Raw genomic sequence first — 4,478 nt, 5'->3', positions numbered from 1 at the left:
GGAATCCCACATAACGTCATCAATACAAACGGGATGAGAAACCAGCTAGGTGAGACGAACCAAGCGAACTTGATTAAGGTTGAGCAGGCGACTGGGGTACGGAGTGGTAAAAGGGTAGATTCTGAAACAATAAAAAAATATATAAGAGATATGGAAGGCAGAACAGGAAGAGAATTACCCAAAAATCAAATAGAGTATTTGAAGACTGCTTTAAGAAATAAAGAATATAAAAAAATGTCTCCAGTTGAAACAGCAAAGCACAGGGTAGTTTTTGATAGGGTAAAAAACAAAGTAATCAAAGATTGGGAAGTAAACACAGGACAACAGTGGCCAGTGTATAACGAAAATGTAATTTCAGAAAAAACAGGTAGAATTATTCGGAAAAGAGGAGACAAATATGATGCTCATCATATAATTGAAAATACTTTTGGAGGAGAACATGAATGGTGGAATATGCACCCTGCAAAATTCCCTACTGAGCATCAAGCTGGAATTCATGGATCTGGCTCGCCAGCAAATATACTTTTTAAAGGAGTTAAACAATAATGAATTATGATTTTATTAAGGTAAACGAAGAAAACACATTCTATTCAGTGTCTAAAGATGAAATTAAGGAGGTTGAAAAGGAACTTAATTTAAAATTCCCAAGCGAGTTAGTCAACTTTTTTAATGACATTGGTTACGGTTTTATTAAAGGGTCAGAGTATAATATTAATCGTATTATGGATCCTTACTCAATAAGAGATTTCCGTTTAAGAGTTAATGATTTTGAGTTCTATCCTGACATTGAAATATATGATGCATTTGAAAATGATAAACTAATTTTTTTTGAAGGTAGTGAATCAGCTTTAATGTCTATAGAATTAAATAAAAGCGACACGAATCCAATTTATTATTATGACATTAAAATTGCAGGCTCTCTTAAAGAGTTTTTAAGTAAGATAGAAATTAATGATCAATATTACTTAGATTTAATTACAGATTAATTAAGTTATGACTCCATGGAAAGAATTGTTAGGAGAAATTGAAAAGAAATACGGAAGTTCACTTAAGAAGCCAGCATCACATACAGAAATAATAAAAATGAATCAAGGGATTCGGCAGAAATTCGGGAATATAGTATTACCTGATTCGTATGAGAGATTTTTAAAAACTATGAATGGATTAGACTTTAATGGATTAGTGATTTATGGTGTTGATAAAGGTCTACTTGATAATGAATTAAATGAAGACATGCATGGTTTTATCGAGTCAAATGAACTTTGGTATGAAAATGAATGGCAAAAGCAATATATATTCTTTGGAGATTCTGATACAGCATGGTACTGTTATGACTCAATAGGGGGTGCTTATTTAGAACTCGATAAACCTTCTGGGACTGTTATCCAATCTTACGAGAGTTTTGATTCTATGATCTCTCATGCACTTGAGACAGCTCTGTTATAATAGCTGTTCGTAGGCATCAGCCATTATATCATTTAAATTCCAAATAGATAGCGCTTGTATGTCAACTTGCACAACAAGTGCTTTTTTGAATGAAATAGTTTAATAGGTGATTAACCAATGAATCCCAAAAATTGAAGAGATGATTAATGAATATATAGAAGATGGAGATTTTATCGGAAAAGTTTCAGATGAACCATTGAAAAGGCGGAAGAAGTTTTAAAAGTTAAATTCCCAAGTGACTATAGAGAATTTGTTAAACATTTGGGCTCAGGTGGCATTTGTGGAGTTGATATATTGGGGATTGAAGGAGTAGACTATGCATCTGTGGTTGAGAAAACACAACGGTATAGAGAGGCAGGTTTACCTAATAAGTACATTGTCATTGAGAATGTTGATGAATTTTTATACTGTTTGGATACAGGTGCCTATCACTACTCGTATTTTGTCGAAAGATTATCGACAAAATACGAGTAGTGACAGGCACTATTTATTATTTCACCTCCATTCTTGGAAACGTAAAAGCGGGATACGAAGCTACACATGGTGTCGACCCAATCACAAAAAGGGAACTAGAAGATTGGGAACAAACAATAATGGTAGCAGCAATTCTCGGTGGAGGGTTTGTAAAGGCTGGAACAAGAGGAGCTAAAGGTGTAAAGAGTGTTGGTGGTAAAAGTACCAAAAATATCCCGAACGACTTTGCCAATAGAAGTTTATTAGACTCACATTTTGTTAAACATGGAGGAGAATTTAACGGAGCATACAAAAATGCCGATGAATATCTAAATGGGGCAAGGTCAGTGATAAACAATGGAATTAAGGTCGAGTATAATTATAAAGGTGAGATTAGAACAGGATACGTGAACTTCATGGGGAATAATCGAAGTGGAAAAGCTGAATTTGAATTTGTTGGCACAAATAATAATGGGGCAATTACTACATATCACACACAAAGCGGCAAGAAATCTTGGAAAACAATTAACAGTAATAATATACCAGTTATTAATCCAGTAGATTGATAGTTGTGAAGAAAGGTGAGGAGAGAATGAAATATACCTGTAAGGTAATAAAAATAAACCCTTCTATCGAAGAAGAAGTAACTATTGAAGTAAATAATAAAAAATTAACAGTTTTTTCAACTGTTTGTCCTTACCCACTTCAAGAAGGTTTATATTATCCTATTTTAATTAGTTTTACAATATTAGACGAATTAAACATTAAAGAATCGAAAAGCGTCGAATCAGAAATTATACAATTGGGTAAGAGTGATAAATATTTAATACGTGGCATTTTAGAAGCGGATCATATTGATGCAGGAATACAGGTGATAGATGAAGATGATTATTTCAGTGAATATGTCCATTTATACGGAAAAACAGTGGAGATAGTAGTAGATCGAATTGAAGTTGAATTTCTAAATGAATAGATGAGTGTTAAACTGAACTATAATGAAAAATATTTTACTAGTATTGTTTTTACATTACTAATAAAGAGATGAAGTTGTCCCTAGATGGCTATGTTAGGTACTTATTCTACTGATAGAATACCTTCTAAAGTATTAATTGCTAAACATCTAATTGTTTTTAATGAAAAAACAATTAGATCTGCCTCTCGTGTATGTCTAGACGCTAACCTTATTGAAAGTTACGAAGGGCCTTTGCTACTGGATACAGGTGCCGAAGAATGTCGAAAGATTATCGACAAAATACGGGTAGTGAAAGGCACTATTTATTAATTGAAGTAAGAGATTGTTCAAAGATCTTTTACTGGCCAGACCATTAATCTTGAAGGATTAACTGCCTTTTTGTTGCATACAATAGTGATAAGAAGATTTGATGCAGCAGTCATCAAGCTAATTTCATACATAGACTTTAATGGTAATTACCTCTTCAACAAACAGGTGCGTTTCTTATATAAGGAACGCATTTTTTTCTTAACGAAAAAGGGAATTACTGTTAAAATCAAACTGACAGTTATTTAAGTAACGAAGCAGTTTACTTTAACAAAGACCTATATGGTGATAGTCGGTAAGGGGAGGAGGAATATGATGTTACAAATTATTTTTGAAAATCTCTTTTTCTTATTAATTTTAATCGCAATAGGAATGTTTTTTATTTTTAGAATTAAAGTATATAAATCTAAGAGTGCACCAAAACAAGACAAAGAAGAAATTGAACTATTGAAGAGACGTGTGGAAGAGTTTGAACGAAATAAATAGTGTTATAGAAGGTTCAAGTGAAAATATTATTTAACTAACAGGTGCATTCCTTCAACAAGGAATGCTTTTTCTATGTCGAAGAAAAGGAAATTAATGTTAAACTAAAGGAGCAGGATATTGAATAAAGAAGTAATAAAGAAAATTAGTTAAATAGGAGGGCATGATGAGAATTATTAGAGATACAGGTAAGAGTTTTGATATAGAAAATTTTCTTTCTAAACCTTTGGTAGCTCATTTTTTATCAACATTGGTAGAGGATTCACCGAGAGATTCACCCGTTTGGTTTTAGTGGAAAAAGAATAGTACAACGACTTGGTTGTTCTAAAATAAATGTAAGGCTTAATTTATGTTTTATGATATATCCACTTGTCGTCAGAGTGTCTCTTCACCTAATTTTAAGATATCAATCCTAAAGATTGTTTCGCTACCTGGTAGCGAAAGTAATTTTATGTGATACGGATTTTTATGTTAAACAATCACGCTCATAAGCAGGGAGAGATTAATATTGAGTAATATAACAGAGATAGCCAAAAGAGCAAAAGTCTCTCGCACTACTGTATCTCGGGTCTTAAATAATCACCCTTATGTAAAGAAAGAAAAAAGGGAGTCAGTTTTAAGAGCGATAGAGGAATTAGATTATGTCCCTAATATGAGTGCAATAAACCTATCAAAGGGAAAAACCAATGTCTTTGGGGTAATAGTGCCTCAGATAAATCACTCATTCTTTAGCAATTTGATCGAAGGAATTGGCAAAGAATGCAATAAACATAATTATAGCTTACTAGTGCTTCAATCTAATTACGATAAAAAAAAA

General features: G+C 32.6%; 8 protein-coding genes and 1 pseudogene. All 9 read left to right on the top strand.

Annotated elements, in window-relative coordinates; all coding sequences use genetic code 11:
* Positions 1 to 546: pseudogene (locus A33I_RS06115) on the top strand (hypothetical protein); the annotation flags it as partial.
* Positions 546 to 986 carry an SMI1/KNR4 family protein gene (locus tag A33I_RS06110; protein WP_022627596.1) on the top strand — a complete coding sequence of 147 codons (441 nt, stop codon included), beginning with the start codon at positions 546 to 548 and terminating at the stop codon, positions 984 to 986. The pseudogene A33I_RS06115 and the gene A33I_RS06110, both read left to right, overlap by 1 nt.
* A gap of 7 nt (positions 987 to 993) precedes the next feature.
* Positions 994 to 1,446: a YrhA family protein gene (locus A33I_RS06105; protein WP_022627595.1), complete on the top strand. Its 453-nt coding sequence runs from the start codon at positions 994 to 996 to the stop codon at positions 1,444 to 1,446.
* A 195-nt stretch (positions 1,447 to 1,641) separates the two neighbouring features.
* Entirely contained in the window at positions 1,642 to 1,920 is a 279-nt protein-coding gene (locus A33I_RS20205) for an SMI1/KNR4 family protein (protein ID WP_235806167.1), read from the top strand.
* Complete coding sequence (locus tag A33I_RS06095) at positions 1,920 to 2,465, top strand: pre-toxin TG domain-containing protein (protein WP_022627593.1); 546 nt, start codon at positions 1,920 to 1,922, stop codon at positions 2,463 to 2,465. The genes A33I_RS20205 and A33I_RS06095 overlap by 1 nt, the downstream gene beginning before the upstream one ends.
* A 5-nt stretch (positions 2,466 to 2,470) precedes the next feature.
* The gene (locus A33I_RS06090; RefSeq protein ID WP_235806166.1) at positions 2,471 to 2,872 is read left to right on the top strand and encodes a hypothetical protein; all 402 of its coding nucleotides are present in this window, start codon (positions 2,471 to 2,473) and stop codon (positions 2,870 to 2,872) included.
* 84 nt (positions 2,873 to 2,956) lie between these two features.
* Positions 2,957 to 3,181: a hypothetical protein gene (locus A33I_RS06085; RefSeq protein WP_022627591.1), complete on the top strand. Its 225-nt coding sequence runs from the start codon at positions 2,957 to 2,959 to the stop codon at positions 3,179 to 3,181.
* 309 nt (positions 3,182 to 3,490) lie between these two features.
* Entirely contained in the window at positions 3,491 to 3,664 is a 174-nt protein-coding gene (locus A33I_RS20790; RefSeq protein ID WP_161808675.1) for a hypothetical protein, read from the top strand.
* Between the two features lie 505 nt (positions 3,665 to 4,169).
* Positions 4,170 to 4,478 (top strand): LacI family DNA-binding transcriptional regulator (locus A33I_RS06080; RefSeq protein WP_031311462.1); only part of this gene is annotated, 309 nt, incomplete at its 3' end.

The sequence above is a fragment of the Alkalihalophilus marmarensis DSM 21297 genome (genome assembly GCF_000474275.2).
In the GTDB taxonomy this organism is placed as follows: domain Bacteria; phylum Bacillota; class Bacilli; order Bacillales; family Bacillaceae_D; genus Alkalihalophilus; species Alkalihalophilus marmarensis.
This window is presented reverse-complemented; position numbering and strand designations above follow the sequence as displayed.

Coding starts and splice junctions, on each gene's coding strand:
- A33I_RS06110 (WP_022627596.1), top strand. CDS start 546: ATGAATTATGATTTTATTAAGGTAAACGAAGAAAACACATTCTATTCA.
- A33I_RS06105 (WP_022627595.1), top strand. CDS start 994: ATGACTCCATGGAAAGAATTGTTAGGAGAAATTGAAAAGAAATACGGA.
- A33I_RS06085 (WP_022627591.1), top strand. CDS start 2,957: ATGGCTATGTTAGGTACTTATTCTACTGATAGAATACCTTCTAAAGTA.
- A33I_RS20790 (WP_161808675.1), top strand. CDS start 3,491: ATGATGTTACAAATTATTTTTGAAAATCTCTTTTTCTTATTAATTTTA.